Below are 15,444 nucleotides of genomic sequence, written 5' to 3'. Positions count from 1 at the left end.
TTAAGCACCATCCTTTTTAATCTGTACAGATGTTTCCATCATGTTTGGCGCCCCAGACATTGCTTCGTATTGATGAGGCGTGTAATCATTAATACTCAAACCATTATCGTCATTGTAGGTTAAACTGGCTCTTGAACCATAATGTGATGGGTAAAATGCTGCTTCAGGATGAATTGCTTCTGTTACTTTTGCTGTTGTTTTTCCTGTATGCATCTCATTTTCAATAATGACCGGGTCGCCATCTTTAATGCCTAGTTCATCAGCACGTTTCTTATTGATCCATACACTATCAAGGTTATATTCCTTAGAGATTTGAGCTAATTTAGGGATGTTTGTCGAATACGTATGAGAATGAATATTTTGTTTACCATGGATTAAACGGAATTCCCCTTCAGGAATCGTAACCTTCGGCTCAACCCATTTCGGCACCGCCGTAAATCCTGCATCTTCAAATGCTTGGCATGCAAATTCTACTTTCCCACTTTCTGTATTTGATCCTTGGTAACCAGGCTCCCAAGTACTCTCTAATTGAATTGTCCCCTGCTCCAATAACTCATCATAAGAAATGCCTAGTTTTTCACAAGCAGTTCTATTTTCCGTCTCTAAATCCGTAAAGTAATCACTTAGCCCCATTTCATCTGCTAGTTCACTCATGATTTCAGAGAAGTTTTTCGTTTTTGGATGAATCTTGTCAATAGCTTGAACACGTAGGTTTACTGTTGGTGTTTTCCCACCTAGACCTTCGACTGCCTCTGTCCGCTCTAACCAAGATGATTCAGGAAGAACATAATCTGCCACTTCCGCTGTTTCACTCATCCAAATATCTACAACAACTAATAAATCTAGTCCCTCATAACCTTCTTTCATCACTTCATAGTCTGGATGATTACGTACTGGGTTATGGTGTTGGCAAAATGCTGCTTTTAATTTACCTTCTTTCACAAAGTCAGGAACTGCATTGCCGACCCCTTTCGCTGTATCGGCCAAGTACCACTTTTCACCTTTTATACCAGCGCCATCTACTCTTGGCTTGAGTTCTCCTGGTTCTTTAAGGTTATCAGGACTCTCTAAACTAGGGCCACTAGTAAAGAGCATTCCTCCATCCACATTTATGTTACCTAATAATGCGTTGACTAGCCCTACCATTCTCGCTGTTTCTGTACTATTTTCATAGTTACAGCCAAAGGCACCTTTCCAAGATTGCTCAACAATCGCTTTAGGTCTGTTTTCGCCAAGGTCACGAGCAACTTGTTTGATGACATCTACAGACAAATCAGTCTTGTCACTAGCCCATTCAGGTGTGTATTGTTTCATCTCTCTCTCAAAATCCTCAAATCTATTGCCATGTTCTTCACAGAATTCTTTGTCATATAAATTCTCTTCAATGAGAACATTTGCAATTGCAAGTAATAATGCGAGGTCCGTGCCTGGTTTTATCGGTAACCATTCGTCTGCTAAATTCGATGTACTATTTAAACGTGGATCAACAATATAGATTTTTGATCCGTTATCTTTTGCTGTCACCAAGTTTTGTAGCTGTGATGGTCTAATCCCATCTCCATAACTTCGACCGATAAACAAAGTGACTTTCGCATTTGCAACATCCCCTGAAGGGACACCACCTAAAACATGTTTAAAACCAGTGTCTCTAGAAAGGTTACATGAAGCATTATGTGAGAAAATATTTGCTGAACCTAGTGCCTCAACAAATCGGTCTCCGTATAACCTTTGTACCCGCTTCGGGTTCTGAAAATATGCGAATGAGTCTGGCCCATGTTCGTTAATAATGGTTTGAAGTTTTTCACCAATTTCCTTGTAAGCTTGCTCCCATGAAATAGGCTCAAATTCGCCGTTCTCATTTTTCTTTAACGGTTCTGTTAACCTATCTGGATGATACGCTAATAAAGCAGCTCCGTGAGCTCTACCACAGAGTGTTCCTCGACTGCGGGAATGTAAGGGGTTACCATCTACTCGCACAACTCTTCCATCACTTACTGTGACCGTCATACCGCAACGACTGGAGCAACCATTGCACAGGTTTGGAATTTTTTCAGCATCTTGAATACTAGATGCATCAGAAATATTCCCTCTACCAACATAGGAAGCTGATGCAGCAACGACCCCTGTTATTGCCGATGCTTTTAAAAAAGTTCTTCTTGTCATTTTTGATTTTAACATTGGATCCTCTCCTCCTTCTTTCACTAAAAACAACTTCCGTATAAATCTATTCTCACTTACTTTAGCTCAACAAACAATGAACAGATTGTGTACAATAAAGGAATGATTTGTGTCAAATATCTCATTCTATTTTTGTGAAAATCTCCCCTCAAAACATGATCACACCGCTTTATAAATACTTCATACTGGATATTGACTATTAATTTTTATTCAATGTGAAATTTAAATTTTTGTGAACTTAATAGAAGCATCACTCATTTTTCTACAAATCGATAAGCATTATTAAAAAAAGGATGTTCCCAAAGCAGTAGCGCTGCTTTAAAGAACATCCTTTTTTATCTAACGATCATCAGTATCTATACGCTCTCGTTTCCTAAACACTAATGCTGATAAGCGTATGCTAATTTCATAAAGAATATACAGTGGGATGATAACAAGAACATCCGATACAAAATCAGGTGGTGAAACAAGAACAGAAATGACAACCAGTCCAAAGAACGCATATTTCCGGTTTCGTTTTAACCCTTCTGGTGTAACGACTCCAATGTTTGTTAAAAACATAATGACAAGTGGCATTTCAAACAGAATACTAAACGGTACTGTCATTCGAATCACAAACTTAAAATATTCTTTCGTCGTAAACATCATTTGGAAGTCGCCTTCACCAAGCCCGATTAAAAAATTTAACACGAGTGGTCTCACGATAAAATATCCAAATGTAAGGCCCAGAATAAATAATAATAATGAGAACGGTATATATAAGAGAGAGACTTTCTGTTCTTTTTTAGTAAGCGCCGGACGTATAAAAGACCATATTTGCCAAAGCAAAATAGGAATACTAACCATGATGGCAATAACACCAGCTAAATATAAGTAAACCCATATAATGTCAAACGGCCCTAAAACTGTTAGTGTCATACCTATTGCTTCTAAATCTTTAACAAACCAATCATAAATATCTCCAACAAAAATAAAAGCAATAATAAAAATAAGAATAAAAGTGGTCAAAACGACCATAATACGTTTTCGTAATTCATCAAGATGGTCAAGAATATTCATGTTTTCTTCGGTCATGGATCGCAACTCCTTAGACGTAAAAAGATGCAAGATGGAATACATCCCACATCCCTATCAGTCGCCTCATTTTAACGTTTCATTTTTATTGTCTTTTTCTTCTTTATCCTGATGGTTTTCATGCTTAGTAGATTGATCATCATCTTTCGTTAATTCGCGAGTTGATGATTTAAATTCCTTCAATGTTTCACCAACAGCTCGGCCAATTTCTGGCAACTTTTTCGGTCCAAAAATAACAAGCGCAATGACAAGAATTAAAATAAGACCTGGAACACCAATGTTTGAGAGCATTTGACTCCCCTCCTTTTGAAAAATAAATATTGATTGTATGGGTATGTCCAAAATAAACAAAATTAACAGAGAAGTCATGAAAAAATTGTCTGTTAGCCATTTAAATCTGAAAATATTTGTTGGAGTGGGACACCTTCCTCACCAATTCCTAACCCTGGTTCATTTGTATCAAAAAAATCAAATTCTTCATCGCTATCTGGACTGATACTTAAACCTTCATTTTTCGAATCTTCTGCGACAATGTCACTTTCGGATTCGGCTTTAACAGCGACAAATTTGTCTTCAAGTTCAGCAACTGGCTTGTGACGGTCATCCCTATGCTCGATCATGATTGCTTCATTCCCCCATAGCCGATCGCTACTTGAAGAAACGAACCATTGCCAAAATACAAGAGACCAAACAGTTATGCAAGCCAACGTCACAATAATAAACAGTGCAACGTTTTTCACTTTTATAAACCCCTTACTTCGTAGCTTATATTACTCATGTTATCGTTGAATCATAAGGGTTCTACGATTTACTTTTATCATTGTATCATATTTTATCGAAGTACGGCGATTCATACATTTAACAGATTTCCGAAATTCATCCCCCCACTTCAAGTGACCCGAGGGTACTAAGTCGTGGCTAGTTAACTGCAACCGTACATTTCCATTATTCAAGATCGTCCATAAGTATTGCCCCAACTTGCTAGTAAAGAAACCCCCATTATATAATCATAGTATATGAAGAACATGTATATTGATCATATGCCTATTCATACAGAATACACCGTGAAAGGCTAACTTATAGGAGGGATCTTAATGAAAGACGAAAACCAATCCCCAGAAACAAACGACACCTCCGAGCAACAAGCTCAAGAATATGTCGAAAAACTCCGAGATCAACAAACTCTTGATGATATATTAGAAACAATTGGAGAAATCGGTACTCATGAGCAAGAAAAAGCGGGTGAATCATTAGAAGCTCTAAAACGCCCTGTTAACGAAATGATGAATGACAAAAATGGGGACTTACCAGAGCAGTTATCAAAACTTCGAAAAACCGTTAACGATTTAGAGCCTGATTATTTAAAAGAAGGTAAATGGAAAAGCTTCCTAAATAAATTGTTACGCAAAAGCCCAATGGATAAGTACGCGCAAAAGTATCGAAACGTAGAGACAGAAGTAGAAGAAATCATCGAAGCACTCTTAAAGGGAAGAGACCGTCTTCAAGAAGACAACGTCATGCTCATCCAATTAAAAGAGGTAGCTCATGAACGAATTATCAATTTAAACGAACAAATCGAAATCGGAAAACAATTAAACGAATTGTTAGAGCAAGAGAAGGAAAAAGACACGCTAGACAACGATTCAACTGCTATCCAAAAAGGACAACAAAAAGTACTAACACGTATTAAAAATATGACACAAGCAGTTCATGTACTGCAACAATCACTCGCCTCTGTCGATATGATCATTGAAAACAATGACAAATTAGAAGAAGCAATATTTAACGCAATCACAATGACTAAAAACATTATTACCGTTACTGCTTCGATTCAGCTTGCGCTCGGAAATCAAAAACAGGTCATTAATGCTGTAAATGACGTAAATGATGCAACAGAATCAATGTTACTATCAAATGCTGAAATGCTTAAAAGCAATACTGAAGAAACACTAAAAACCTTGGAAGAGCCTGCGATTGCCCTTGAGTCTTTTAAAAAAGCTTATCAAGATGTCCATGACGCAATCGCACTAACCGAACAATCTAACGAACGTATCATACAATCGAGCAAGCAATTTGTCCAAGATTTAGACGAACTCAATCAAGAAATGGGAAAAAAACTTTTAAAGGAGTAACCAAATAGGTAGGTGAAGTTATGTGTCTTGGCAAGACCGTCTTATGCAGCAAGAGTGGTTTTATCGTTGGTTACCCGATTATTTAAAGCCATTAAATGATGAGACCATAGAAGACTTTCATACGAAGGAAATGATTTCGGAAGTTGTAGAATTACTAACAGACCTATCATCTCTCACTGAACTCGCTCGTATGGATAAAACATTTAAAAGAACGATTGATGGTACAAAAGTAAAAGTAAGAATTAAAATGCGAAAAATTTCTATTGAAATAAACGACACCAAGCAGTCTCCAAGCAAGATAAAAAAGAAAATCCACCTTACAGTTTTTCGAAAACGGTTCAAATCAAAAAATGGTCGTGGTAAATGTAGTGAAGCAACCATTTATTATCGGAAAGATACAAAATCTGTCGTGCGCAGCATCAGACGTTCTCCCCTTTTTAAACCGATCTTTGATGCAATTGATATGCTTGATGATGCGCTTGACGGTCGCCAAAATATCGATGTGTCTGTCCCACCACCGCGAGATCGTTTGGGGACTGAGGGTAAAGAGGCGGATACTGTCATTGAGCAAGAACTTAAAAGATTACCTGCTCAATTTCAAGATCTTGATGACTCATTAAATTATCGCTTCCAATCATTAATGGAAAGCATTGAAAATATCATACCTGAACACAACCTTCTTGATATTGAAGAAAAACATGAGCTTAACAGGATGGTTAATGAGGAAATCCCTCAATTAATCGAGGCATACCAATCGGTTAGTAACAGAGAACAAACTGAAAAAAGGCATGATGTCTTTACAGCTATATACCGTATGGAACAGCATGTGAAAAGGATAAATGAGCAATTGATGTCAACTAGATCAGACCGGCTCGATCAACTTTTACGATTAAATGAAGTTCGTTACCATGACACGTCCACGAAGCAAATGAGGAAAAACGAAAATAACTCTGTTGAAAAGTCATAGATATGAACAAAGCCCTTTGAACGTTAAAACCCTTCCTACGTTTTCTACGCTTATGGTTTAGCTTTGTGAAAATTTATACTATAATATTAAACCATAGACAATAAATTACGCATTGGGAACTTTCAAATGAAGTGGGGATAAATATGAATCGAAAAGAAGCGCAAGCATACCTCAATCAGCTCGTTCTGATTGATAAAGGTGATCATGGACGCTACTATGGGACGCTTGAAGACCTGATCGCTGAAGAACGAAAACCTTGGCGTGGTAAAGTTCGAATTACGGGTGTTGAACGCTATCCAAAAATCTCATCAGAATTATCTCAATTACCAAAACCAGTTTTTGCTGAAAATGACCTTGTCGAGGAACCAGGTGTGAATATTTTTCCGTGTAACGACAACTCTTTATCATATAATCATTCACTTGCTGATGCGTTGAAAGAGCGTTGGGATCAATTGCAAGAAACATATACAAATTCAGAGCATTTACTAACGCAAATTCAACAATACATGAAGCAATTGAAAAGTGAAAAGTTATTAACAGAGGATACTTATATTTATTATCAAGTTTTCGAAAAAAACGGCGAAATGTTTATGTATGATGAAGAAAAAGGTGACAAGTTAGCAATTGAAGGATGCCCGTTTGAATTTGAAATCAAGACAAATGGTCGTTGGGAGCCCGCACATTACGATGACCATGGACACTTCATCACCTTTGATGAAAAATTAATAAAGTTAAAACCTAGTGATGATGTTCGTTTAAATAAAAAGCAATTTGACCCTTACTATATTCTTAAAAATGAATTAGAAGAACCAGCCTTAGATGCATTGGAAAGTGGAATGCAAAGATTAGGCATCAATCACGAACACTGTATGTATTGCCATAACTCGTTACTAATTCAACTACTCAGTTCAATAGAAGAACAAGAATTTTCTGGTGTAAATTTCATTTCTTATGCCAATGAAAATCAACAATTCATCGTTCAACACCATTATGAGCGCACAATTCAAGATGAAGAAGATGATATTACCTTTGACCGTTTTGAGTTCACATCAGATTCTGGAGAACGATTGATTACAACTTATGCAACCCAAGTTTCTAATGAGTAGTCACAGAAAAGCCCGATTAAGAGAAACACACTTCTCTTAATCGGGCTTTCTTTAATTATTTCTCTGGTATTGATATGAGTACCAACCAAGACATTCCCACCCTTTTTGTTTTGAAGTATCATGTAGAGCAAATGATTTGCCTGAAAGGGTTGATAACACAGACACCTCTACCGTTGATAAACCGCGCCACCGTTGAATGGGCGACCTACGTACATCAAATGCTTGTATTCGACGTTTAGCAACCAATACTTCTGATACAGCCAATTGCCTAGAACGTAGCCAAAGTTGCGTCTCAGAATAGCCGATACCTGCATCTTTATACTGCATGTAAGCCCAAAAAAGTAAAATGGGGATAACAAAAAGTGTTAACCAACCAAATGGAACGATCCATGTGAACACACCTGCAACAATCGTATACGGTAGAGCTAAACGAATCGCATAGCGAAAGTAACTCCGTGCAGGAATGGATTCATATGTTGGATCGACAGCATATTCGGGTATTAACATACCGAGAACAGCAGGCAATTCGTCTTTTTTACAAATCGGAATTAATAACGTAGACAAATCCTCATCCTTCGATCCGCCACCTGCACTTTCTACGTAAACGGACACATAACCAAATGGTGCACGAAGTAATGGGTGGATGATGCGAACAGCAGTAATCCGATCTGTTGAGAGTGTTAAGTGACGTGTTTCAATGACTCCCCGCCTAATATTTAAATCTCGACCACTTTTAATCACATGAAAATAGCCATATTTCAGTGAAAATCGTAAGATCGATATTGCCCATGCAAACAAAAGCACACTTAAAACGAGCGAAACTAGAAACATGAAACCTGACTGGATAATAAAGTCAAAGGTTTCTAGAACCCATGCTTCAGGTAAAAATTCAGGAATTTGAGAAACGATGACAGCTAATAAAAGGGCAATGAATCCAATACTGCTTGAAGTCATCGCAGCCACTATTAACCTTCCCCACCCTAAGTCCCAACGTTTTTCATCGAGATCTTCTTCACTTCTTTCCTCTTCAACACCCTCCTCTGCCGTTTCAGGCGTTGAAACTTCTTCACTGCTTTGCTCTGTTTCTTCGGTTTCAACGTTTATTGAGCTCGTTTCAGGTACTAGAAGTTCATTTCGAATCCGCTGTGCTTCCTCTTTTGTGAGCGCAATTAGACGAAATTCCGGTTCACCACCACCACCAGCTGTTTCTATTCGTAACTCAACTAATCCGAATATGCGTTGTACGAGCTTAGCATTGACATCAATACTTTGGACACGTTCTTGACGTATGTAACGATTTTTTTTAATGATGATTCCACGGCGAATTTGTAATTCTTTTCCGACAAGCTCATAGCGTAGTGTGAACCACCGATACCAACCAGAAAATAGCGAAACGACTAAAATAAGCGTGATCACAATCCAAGTAAATGGTATGCCACCTATTTCCATTGTCGTTTGCCCAAAGATGAAGACGGCAATAAATGTGATAATTAACTCTTTTAAATTCGACAAAAAGGAAATAAAGATTGCTGCTGGGTGTTGCCGTTTCCCGTTATTCATTTTGATCAGCTTCCCTTGCTAATTGAGAGATGTAATCTCTTAATTCATCAGCTTTTTCATGTGTGAGAGCCGGAATCTCATGAACGGTCGCCGCAGTTGATATCGTCACACTTGCGAGACCATACCTTCTTAAAATCGGCCCTTGCTTTGTGTCAACATGCTGTACACGGGCCATCGGAATTAAAATCCGCCGTACAATAATCACACCAAACATGAGTTCAGTTTCGTGTTGTAACACTTCATACCGCCATTTTTTCCATTGCAATTTTGGCCAGATTACGACATAAACAATAAAACCAACGAAATAAACGAACGCAACGGCAACATAGATCCATGTTGGGATTTCCCATTGCGTTGTCGTAGAAAACCAAGCGAGAGCAATGAGAATAAGAAGAACGATTATAGCCTCAAGACTGGAGACAATCCGCCAAACAGGCAATGCTTTTTCTGATAAAGACCTTTGAGGAAAAGGACGCAAGCTGACCACCACCTTTTTAAACGCCTTCTATTCCTCTTCTTTGGAAATATAAATAATTTCAACGCCTTGTTCTTTTAAGTAATTGATGACAGCATCATTTAACGTTTCATCACGAAGAAGTCCTAAAGAATCAACAAGTTCCAATTCTTCAATGTCTCCGGCCTCCGCTTCTTCAATAAGTTCAACCACTTCATCAAATTTTTGATCTTGTAATGTTTGTACTAATGTGTCTCGATTCACAAAATCTCCTCCTAATTTTTATGTATGAATGCCTCTCTTATATATTCATTATATGAAGGCGGTTATATTGTACTATATATCCTTACGATGAAAAAGTCAGCTATACGTTTTCGTACCATTACTCATTTTTCACTTGAAAACCCAATATATTCATAAAGAAAAGGTGGATAAGGCCACCTTTTCTTTGAATGGTTATTCCGTTTTATCAATTGTATCTGTCATCTGTTTCCATACAGAGCCTTTTGCCTCTTCTCCACCTTCAATACGCGCAAGTGCCATCTTCACTTGCATACTCACCTCAAACTCAGGGTCATCTTGGGCTTCTTTAAGTGCTTCTATTGCAGAATCATCACCAACTTCGTATAAAAACATTGCGGCGCGCCAACGAACAAGCTTGTTTTTGTCCTTAAGTGCTTCAATAGCTGCGGGTATGGCTTCCTGACTGCCGATATCTGATAAGCAATCTCCCGCTGTTCGACGAACGGTAACTGATGAATCTTTTAATGCTTTGTACAAATAAGGAAGCACCTCTTCTGTTTCGATCATCCCTAAGTACACCGTCGCTAAACGACGAATCGATGCTTTTTCATCTTTGAGTGCTTTTTCTAACACAGGAATGTCCTCTGTCGTTGGGTCCATTTGTTCTAAATGACGAAAGCGTTCGCGCCAATCATCGTAATCTAACATTTCCAACGTCACTTTGTTCTTTTGTGTTGGCTTTTCTTGAACTTGCTCTGTTTCATTTTGCTGTGCAGATGAAACGAGTTCTTCGATACGGTCTTTTGGATATGTTGCCTCTATCTCCTCTGCCACTTCCTCAGCAACCGTTTGTAATTCACCGTAACGCGGTTTTTGTTCGACCCATTTTCTTTGCATAACAAGGTTATCATCATCATTTTGTGCATCCATGGCTGCTTGTTTATACATTGGATCAAGCCCTACACGTGATTCTTCCTCTCCATCTGTTGCTTTAATTTGCATAGGAATGCCTTTAAAAAAGTGCACGAACACTTGTACTTCACCATATGTATCCTCTGTCGTTGTTTCTTGTGAGACACCTTCTGCGCTTGTATCAGCTTCACCAAAAACCATTCGTACTGAAGGAAGAATTTTCTTCCAATCAACTTTCGGGTGACGTTCTACAGCAATGAAATCAGCCACGTGATAGACACCTTTAACCCCTTCAACCTTGAAAAGTTCTTGAATAAAGGACGGCGCATCTTCAATATTTTTTGGTGTATAATTATGACTTGTACCTGTAGGTAACTCCTGATCTAGTGTTAATTTCATTGTATTTGGACTCGGTGTTGGCTCAATCGAAATGATTTTCATCATCTTTCCCCTTTCCACTACACTGGTGTGTTTATCTACTGTAATCGTAACACAGGCGCTTCTTTGCTCCAATCAATCCGTTTTTCAAATACTGTTCACCAAAAACGAATATGTTACAATAATGTGGAAATGTTCACAATAGACACCTTAAGTTTGCTGACTTTTGAAAAGGAAGTAAGGAGGACTTCTAACATGAAACGAGCATTATTATCAGATATTCACGGCAATGCAACGGCCTTAGAAGCAGTCGTTCGTGATCTTGAAAATGAAAAAGTTGATGAAATCGCCGTCCTTGGTGACATTTGTTTTCGAGGTCCTCAACCGAAAGAAGCCCTTGACTTCGTTCAGTCACTTCAGGCAAAGGTGATTAAAGGCAATGCTGACGAATGGATCGTTCGTGGAATCGAGCAAGGTGAAGTACCTGATGCCGCGTTAAAAACCATGAATGAAGAACGAGACTGGGCTGTAACACAATTAGACGAGCAAGATGTTGAAGACCTAAAAAACCTTCCCGAAACGATGCAGTTGCCTCTAACAGGTGGCGAACACCTTTTTGCTTTTCACGCAACACCAAACAATTTGTTTACAAATGTATTTCCCGATTCAAGTGATGATACATTACACAATTTAACTGAAGCAGATCCTGACGCATCAATTTATGCTTACGGACACATTCATCTTCCTTACTTAAGATCAATGAATGGGAAACAATTGATTAACCTTGGTAGTATTGGGTTACCTTTTGACGGAATACCGAAAGCTTCTTACGTTACCGTTGATTCAAAAGATGGTGACCATAGCATCCAATTTCACCGTGTTCGTTATGATGTAAATAAAGTCATCAAAGAGCTTCACGACAAAAATTACCCTGCACCTGATGCTGTTACTTCAATTTTGACAAATGCTAAACGACCTTAAATAGGACCGGCACTAAACCACTTTCGTCAAGGCTTGCAAAATTTCTTGAAAGGATGAACGGTCATTGAAGTGTCCAACAATTTGATGATCTTTATCTAGAACAATTGTTGTTGGGACCGACATACAACGATAAGCATCATACGTTTTCGTTCCTTCATCCGATAAAATAGGAAAGCTCCACTCATTTTTATCAATGTAGTCGGCGAGTTCATCACGACGATGTTCTCGCCCTGTTACGTTTATCGTAAGAAAACCTAAAGATTCTTTATTCATCGAACGGTACAGTTGCTCTTTATGTTTGAGATCTATGTGACTATCAGGACACCACGAAGCCCAAAATGTTAGCAAAACTGGCTTTTCTAAAAAGTCCTCTAATTTTATGTATTGTTCGGATTGTAGATCGTATAAACCAAAATTTTGGTTGTCAGCACTCACAGTACATACTCCTTTCAAGCCATTATTACTTCTTGTAATTGATCGTAAATGTCGGACACCGACGAAAAACGATATGTTTTTAAGCGCAACTCCCCTTCATAAAAAACAAGCAGGCAAGGTACGCTTTCAATTTGATACGTTTGCACGAACTGAGGCACAAAATGAATATCTACATTAAGCCATATCATTTCATTATCCATCGTTTGTTCGACAATTTGGACAAATTGTTCTGCTAACTTGCAAGTCCCACAAAGGGGCGTTTGCATAAACACGATGGTTATTTTATTTTGTGCGAGGTGGTATTGCAACTGCTGTTCTCCTACAATCATGGTCTAGCGCACCTCCTTTTTCAATTAGCAAGTATAACACACGATATTTTTTTAAACGATTAATTGCTTTTTCACCCTAAAACAAAAGGCCGTGCCCTAAAAGATCGTATACCCTTCTCAAAGTATATGAATCTTTTAATGACACAGCAAAAATATATCAACCTATAAAAATGAGTAAAACTGTAATGCTTATAACACTCAATAACGTTGAAACAAGTGTAATACTCGATACAAGCTTAGGTTCAGCATCAAATTGTACAGCATACATCGTCGTCGTAGCCGCTGCAGGCATCGCCGTTGCAATGATGAGCACTTGCTGCATCATCGTCGAGATCGGCATGAACGATGTCAAGATAAACGCAATGATTGGTGAAACCACCAACCTTAATAAAACGGCATACGTAATATGAGACCAAGGTGCTTCATTCAATTTAATATTTGCTAACTGCATGCCTAATAATACCATTACAACTGGGATTGCAGCTTCGCTTATTAATTCAATAGGCTGATATAAACTACTTGGAATCTTTATATTAAGGATATTTAATAAGATAGCTATCATTGTTGCATACGTTGCTGGCATTTTTAGTAACGTATAAAGAGCAGTCCGTATTCCCGTTGAACCTTTGGCAGCATAATAAATTCCTAAAACACTCATCATCAATGTTTGGATAACCATAAAAATAACTGCATATGCAAACCCGGTATTCCCAAAGGCAAACAAAATGACAGGCACACCGTAATTTCCACTATTCATAAATGCAGTTGCTAAGATCAATCCACTTTCTGTATTTGGGGGTAACTTGCGGATACGTGCATACCCTTTATTAATTAACAATAAAACAAGAAAAAAGACGATTGAAAATATAACCATGTATAAAAGGTCCATGTTCATTTCTGTTTCTTGAAAAGTTGTCAAAATGAGACAAGGGACGAGCACGTAAATAGCAAGAGAAGAAATCGAACGCAGCTCCATTTGTCGCCATCTCTGAATGACATAACCAATAACGAATACGAAAATAACCGGTAAAACAACTTCAATAAGTACACTCATGATCAAAGCTCCATTCTTTAGCCATAAAAAAATTTCATTTTCTGCTGATTTTTATAGGATCGTGTATTGTTTTCATATTTCATTCGTGATTATGGGTGTATATCTACCCCTCTTTCAATCACTCTTGCACCTAATGTATCAGAAAAATGCTTAAGTGCCCATTCATGCCCAGTAGCGTCAAAGCTTTGAACTGCATCACGATGAATGACGATAGAAAAACCTTTATTATAAGCATCTATTGCGGTATGCAAAACACATATATCTGTACACACACCTACAAGGTGAATTTCATTGATGTTGCGTTCACGAAGTTTGATTTCTAAATTAGTACCTGCAAATGCACTATAACGTGTTTTATCCAACCATAACGTCGACAGTGGGTGTGAACGTTGTAAAAACGCATAGGTATCAGTTAATCCCCTATACAACTGACGTCCTTTTGTTCCACGAATATTATGTGGTGGGAATAAATCACTCTCTGGATGGTACGGATCATTCTCATCGTGAACATCGATAGCAAAAACAATATAATCATCTGTTTCAGCAAATAAACGGCAAAGCTCATCTATTCGTTTTTCAATTGATTGGCCCGCTTCTTTAGTGGTTAGCTTTCCGTCATTACTAACAAAATCGTTCGTATAATCAATCACTATGAGCGCTTTCACTTTGTATCCTCCTCCCTTTTCAATAAACTTCACTCTTTCCTCTTTTCATGTTTATTTCGACAAATTGAACGGTATTCCTGCAATATCACTACCTCCCTAGTCCATACACTAAAAAAACAGACTCTCGATTTTTGTTGAGAGCCTGAAATAAAATGTGTATATTCTGTATTTAACTTCCCAAGATCATACGATTTTGCATTTGCTGTACTTGTTGTTGCATTCTCACAAGTGGGTCACGCATTTCAGGTCGCGTGCTAGTGATCATTTTTTCCAACTCTTCATTCGCTTGTTCAAGTTCGATTTGCATTTCATAATACTCGATATTGTCATTAGATTGAAGCTGATTTGCCTGATCTAGTTGAGTATGCGCTTGTTCAAGGACTTGTTCAATGGAATCAAGTCTTTGTTCAACTTGCTGGTCATTTGTCATATGAGCTCACCTTCTTTCACTGCTTGATCTTTTTCTTTTAAGATAAGCAAAAAAGGCGACGTATATTCGTCGCCTTACATCATGATAATAATTCCCTATTTGTCATCACTAATCGTTTGTTATTTTGTTTAATCGTATAACGAACTTTACGTTTTTCAGTTGTTTCATTCGTTTCCACGCGTTTCTCTAATGATAAACGCCAAAATGTTTCATCTTGTGTCTCGACACTTGTTGTCTCAAGGATTTCATAATTTTCTCTTACACCTTGAGACAAATAATTTTGATATTCCCGACGTAACATATGGTAGTAATGGTGGTTAGGAACAGTAAAATCCTCCATATGTGAAAATGGTTTCCCTTGTAGAATATTGGCCCACTGTTCCAAGTAAAGAGACGTAAATTCTTCCAATTCTTGTATCTCTTCTTCATATATCGTCGCGTCTACTTCTGTCCAATTCTGTTCATCATTTGTACATGCAAATAACAATATGACAAAGGGCATTATCCAACCCCATCTCTTCACCATTTCGTTCGCATCCTTTCTCA

At 38.0% G+C, this 15,444-nt stretch carries 18 protein-coding genes; 4 read left to right on the top strand and 14 right to left on the bottom strand.

Annotation, left to right across the window (positions count from 1 at the left end; translation table 11 throughout):
- From HNQ41_RS08840 to HNQ41_RS08825, 4 genes are all read right to left on the bottom strand, one after another.
- Complete coding sequence (locus HNQ41_RS08840) at nt 1–2,178, bottom strand: molybdopterin-containing oxidoreductase family protein (protein ID WP_184664063.1); 2,178 nt, start codon at nt 2,176–2,178, stop codon at nt 1–3.
- A 339-nt stretch (nt 2,179–2,517) separates the two neighbouring features.
- Nucleotides 2,518–3,252 (bottom strand): twin-arginine translocase subunit TatC, encoded by a 735-nt coding sequence (gene tatC, locus HNQ41_RS08835; RefSeq protein WP_184664062.1) that lies wholly within the window; start codon nt 3,250–3,252, stop codon nt 2,518–2,520.
- Between the two features lie 66 nt (nt 3,253–3,318).
- On the bottom strand, nt 3,319–3,543 hold the full coding sequence (locus tag HNQ41_RS08830) for a twin-arginine translocase TatA/TatE family subunit (RefSeq protein ID WP_184664061.1): 225 nt from the start codon (nt 3,541–3,543) through the stop codon (nt 3,319–3,321).
- Nucleotides 3,544–3,635: 92 nt separating this feature from the next.
- Nucleotides 3,636–3,992, bottom strand: a complete 357-nt coding sequence (locus HNQ41_RS08825) for a hypothetical protein (protein ID WP_184664060.1) — start codon at nt 3,990–3,992, stop codon at nt 3,636–3,638.
- A 354-nt stretch (nt 3,993–4,346) separates the two neighbouring features.
- On the opposite strand from HNQ41_RS08825, the gene HNQ41_RS08820 reads away from it, so the two are divergent.
- From HNQ41_RS08820 to HNQ41_RS08810, 3 genes are all read left to right on the top strand, one after another.
- Entirely contained in the window at nt 4,347–5,384 is a 1,038-nt protein-coding gene (locus HNQ41_RS08820; protein WP_184664059.1) for a toxic anion resistance protein, read from the top strand.
- A 22-nt stretch (nt 5,385–5,406) separates the two neighbouring features.
- Nucleotides 5,407–6,351 (top strand): hypothetical protein, encoded by a 945-nt coding sequence (locus HNQ41_RS08815; protein ID WP_184664058.1) that lies wholly within the window; start codon nt 5,407–5,409, stop codon nt 6,349–6,351.
- Nucleotides 6,352–6,494: 143 nt separating this feature from the next.
- The gene (locus HNQ41_RS08810; protein WP_184664057.1) at nt 6,495–7,457 is read left to right on the top strand and encodes a DUF2777 family protein; all 963 of its coding nucleotides are present in this window, start codon (nt 6,495–6,497) and stop codon (nt 7,455–7,457) included.
- 51 nt (nt 7,458–7,508) lie between these two features.
- Here the strand turns inward: HNQ41_RS08810 and HNQ41_RS08805 are convergent, their stop codons facing one another.
- From HNQ41_RS08805 to HNQ41_RS08790, 4 genes are all read right to left on the bottom strand, one after another.
- Nucleotides 7,509–9,017: a PH domain-containing protein gene (locus tag HNQ41_RS08805; RefSeq protein WP_184664056.1), complete on the bottom strand. Its 1,509-nt coding sequence runs from the start codon at nt 9,015–9,017 to the stop codon at nt 7,509–7,511.
- Nucleotides 9,010–9,504, bottom strand: coding sequence for a PH domain-containing protein (locus tag HNQ41_RS08800; RefSeq protein WP_425506982.1), 495 nt, complete (start codon nt 9,502–9,504; stop codon nt 9,010–9,012). Before HNQ41_RS08800 ends, HNQ41_RS08805 begins: the two co-directional genes overlap by 8 nt.
- An 18-nt stretch (nt 9,505–9,522) precedes the next feature.
- Nucleotides 9,523–9,735 carry a hypothetical protein gene (locus HNQ41_RS08795; protein WP_184664054.1) on the bottom strand — a complete coding sequence of 71 codons (213 nt, stop codon included), beginning with the start codon at nt 9,733–9,735 and terminating at the stop codon, nt 9,523–9,525.
- A gap of 192 nt (nt 9,736–9,927) precedes the next feature.
- Complete coding sequence (locus HNQ41_RS08790) at nt 9,928–11,067, bottom strand: conserved virulence factor C family protein (protein WP_184664053.1); 1,140 nt, start codon at nt 11,065–11,067, stop codon at nt 9,928–9,930.
- 192 nt (nt 11,068–11,259) lie between these two features.
- Here HNQ41_RS08790 and HNQ41_RS08785 point away from each other — a divergent pair, with 192 nt between their 5' ends.
- On the top strand, nt 11,260–11,985 hold the full coding sequence (locus HNQ41_RS08785) for a metallophosphoesterase family protein (protein ID WP_184664052.1): 726 nt from the start codon (nt 11,260–11,262) through the stop codon (nt 11,983–11,985).
- A 12-nt stretch (nt 11,986–11,997) separates the two neighbouring features.
- On the opposite strand, the gene HNQ41_RS08780 is transcribed toward HNQ41_RS08785, so the two are convergent.
- The 6 genes from HNQ41_RS08780 to HNQ41_RS08755 form a co-directional block, all read right to left on the bottom strand.
- Nucleotides 11,998–12,420, bottom strand: coding sequence for a redoxin domain-containing protein (locus HNQ41_RS08780; protein WP_184664051.1), 423 nt, complete (start codon nt 12,418–12,420; stop codon nt 11,998–12,000).
- 14 nt (nt 12,421–12,434) lie between these two features.
- Entirely contained in the window at nt 12,435–12,749 is a 315-nt protein-coding gene (locus HNQ41_RS08775) for a thioredoxin family protein (protein ID WP_184664050.1), read from the bottom strand.
- Between the two features lie 157 nt (nt 12,750–12,906).
- The gene (locus HNQ41_RS08770) at nt 12,907–13,803 is read right to left on the bottom strand and encodes an AEC family transporter (RefSeq protein ID WP_184664049.1); all 897 of its coding nucleotides are present in this window, start codon (nt 13,801–13,803) and stop codon (nt 12,907–12,909) included.
- Nucleotides 13,804–13,892: 89 nt separating this feature from the next.
- Nucleotides 13,893–14,468, bottom strand: coding sequence for an isochorismatase family protein (locus tag HNQ41_RS08765; protein ID WP_184664048.1), 576 nt, complete (start codon nt 14,466–14,468; stop codon nt 13,893–13,895).
- Nucleotides 14,469–14,637: 169 nt separating this feature from the next.
- The gene (locus HNQ41_RS08760; RefSeq protein WP_184664047.1) at nt 14,638–14,898 is read right to left on the bottom strand and encodes a DUF2524 family protein; all 261 of its coding nucleotides are present in this window, start codon (nt 14,896–14,898) and stop codon (nt 14,638–14,640) included.
- Between the two features lie 79 nt (nt 14,899–14,977).
- Complete coding sequence (locus tag HNQ41_RS08755) at nt 14,978–15,424, bottom strand: TcaA NTF2-like domain-containing protein (RefSeq protein WP_184664046.1); 447 nt, start codon at nt 15,422–15,424, stop codon at nt 14,978–14,980.
- Nucleotides 15,425–15,444: the final 20 nt, after the last annotated feature.

Origin of the sequence: Texcoconibacillus texcoconensis (genome assembly GCF_014202575.1) — a bacterium.
Classification (GTDB): Bacteria; Bacillota; Bacilli; order Bacillales; family Salisediminibacteriaceae; genus Texcoconibacillus; species Texcoconibacillus texcoconensis.
The sequence above is the reverse complement of the archived record's forward strand: the minus strand, read 5'-3'. Positions and strand labels throughout refer to the sequence as shown.